The organism is Paenibacillus shunpengii (assembly GCF_042684905.1).
Classification (GTDB): domain Bacteria; phylum Bacillota; class Bacilli; order Paenibacillales; family Paenibacillaceae; genus Paenibacillus; species Paenibacillus shunpengii.
On record NZ_JBHUMJ010000023.1, the window covers coordinates 1 to 1,922 of the forward strand.

Sequence of the window (1,922 nt, forward strand, 5' to 3'; positions counted from 1 at the left end):
CTTATTTTACCTAAAATCTCTAATGGCGTTATACAAATAAGCAAAATCCTTGTGCTCGGGAGAGACGTGATTTGGTCGAGCTAGAAGTTTTTGCCCAATTGTAAGAAAAGGAGCTGCTAAATCGAGCATACCTTCAGCTAGGCTAGTGTCAAAAAGATGTATCTTAGCTCCCATCACGGCTCCTGCCGTAAACAGTTGTGCCGCATCAATCTTGTCAATTGAATCTAACGATACCTTTACAGATGAAAAAAACTTTTTCATCTTCTTTTCATCAATTACCCGGTTTATATCTTTAACTGTGGTTTCTATTTTCTCAATCGCCCTTGTTTTAGAAAGTGGAATATCATTAGAATTGATTATTTCTAGATAGAAATCCTCCATTGCGTGTCTAATTGCAATTAGCTCTGAGTATCTTTTTAATTTAAATTCAAGTATATCATCTAGGTGAACTTCTTCTGAAGGGAAGGGTAATAAGTTTACTAATTCTATTTGTGTTACGGGAGCTTGTTTATAATAACCTTCTGGAAGAATTAATTCTCCGTAAGGTTGAGCGATAGACCATAAAGTACTGTCGTCGTTGGTGTTCAAATATTGATAGGTATCTGCTTGTGTTTGAATATAGTATGGTCCTAGGTCGTGCTTAGAGAAAGATCTAACATTCGCGTTTTTAGCATAAGATACTATATTTTCTTTCAGTAAGGATTCTACCTCCGGCCCGCAGTCAATTGTTATTGCCGGATGTTGAATAATATTAATTTGATCCCAATAAAATAGATACTCTCTAAGTTTAGACGGATCGAATCCTCCACCAGTTTTTATGGAATGAAAACCATCTTCTACTTCTTTATGATCGAATGGGGGAGTGACAATAATTCCTCTTTTCATTTTGATAAATCGACACCTCCAGATAGTTATCTACACAAATTATACAAAAACAACATAATTATACTTCTATTTGGTGTAAACAAGGTACAATTTAGATTTCATAATGCACAATTCATACTGAGCTCATCATACAAGTCGTCATAGTATAGTTTATAATTCAACTGAGATAGGGAAACTGATGTAGATATAACTGGGGCACTGAGTAGGTATCTCCTTTTGGTAATGCTCCTACATACGTTGGTTTTATACAGCCTAGACTCATTAATAAATTTCTGAAGTCCGGGGGAAACCTCGGGCTTTTTCTGTTTTATATAGCATGGTAATATTTGAAAATAGAAAGGGGTGTCTCATGAAGAAGAAAGATCGGAGTATGAAACCTTTAACCACCGATATCCACTTTTACACTGCACAAATGGAGCGTACGCCTATCGTCGTGTTTATCAATAGCGAGCTTATTGGTAGTGGTGTAATCGAGGATATAACGGAGTATACCATCAAGATAAAGGATGAGCGTTACGCGCGTGGAGTTTGTACTTTTAAATATGCTGGTTAAAGCAAGTCCCCCTGACTATGTAGTTATCCAGGGGGACTTAATATTTATTTTATTCTAATTTGTAATCCTTGAAGCGGAATATCTGGATAACCATAAATGTAATAATCCATTTTATGTTCAATCCTTGCCCTCACCCATTGCTCGTTATCGAGAAATTCAATTACCATACCACTTGTTAAGTCATACCCTAAACCCGGAATTGTATATCTTCCCGAGCTAGACCGTTGCAAATTACCTTCGATTTTAACAGGTCTAAAGAGATAATCGAACAGATCATAGGTGTCCTGTAACTTGTAGGCTGCCAGTTCAATCATATTACGGGTATACATTTCTTCTGGTTGTTTAGAGTCATATACCTCTGTCCAGTTCTCCTCAGCTTTAACAACTCTTTTGATAAAAGTTCCGATTGAGCTCTTTAATTTATTTGCTTCTTTAAGTATTTCTTTCTGTTCAATTGTAGCCATAATACCCCTCCTACAAGTTA

General features: G+C 36.3%; 3 protein-coding genes. 1 reads left to right on the forward strand and 2 read right to left on the reverse strand.

Translation table 11 applies throughout. The features are described from left to right. Positions 1 to 6: 6 nt before the first annotated feature. The gene (locus ACFSVM_RS25725; protein ID WP_379265408.1) at positions 7 to 885 is read right to left on the reverse strand and encodes a DUF6236 family protein; all 879 of its coding nucleotides are present in this window, start codon (positions 883 to 885) and stop codon (positions 7 to 9) included. A 349-nt stretch (positions 886 to 1,234) separates the two neighbouring features. Here ACFSVM_RS25725 and ACFSVM_RS25730 point away from each other — a divergent pair, with 349 nt between their 5' ends. Beyond that, a complete protein-coding gene (locus ACFSVM_RS25730; protein WP_379265410.1) occupies positions 1,235 to 1,438 on the forward strand; it encodes a hypothetical protein in 204 nt (67 codons plus the stop codon). A gap of 44 nt (positions 1,439 to 1,482) precedes the next feature. On the opposite strand, the gene ACFSVM_RS25735 is transcribed toward ACFSVM_RS25730, so the two are convergent. Then, on the reverse strand, positions 1,483 to 1,902 hold the full coding sequence (locus ACFSVM_RS25735) for a DUF5348 domain-containing protein (protein WP_379265412.1): 420 nt from the start codon (positions 1,900 to 1,902) through the stop codon (positions 1,483 to 1,485). Positions 1,903 to 1,922 lie beyond the last annotated feature (20 nt).

Coding starts and splice junctions, on each gene's coding strand:
- ACFSVM_RS25725 (WP_379265408.1), bottom strand. CDS start 885: ATGAAAAGAGGAATTATTGTCACTCCCCCATTCGATCATAAAGAAGTA.
- ACFSVM_RS25730 (WP_379265410.1), top strand. CDS start 1,235: ATGAAGAAGAAAGATCGGAGTATGAAACCTTTAACCACCGATATCCAC.
- ACFSVM_RS25735 (WP_379265412.1), bottom strand. CDS start 1,902: ATGGCTACAATTGAACAGAAAGAAATACTTAAAGAAGCAAATAAATTA.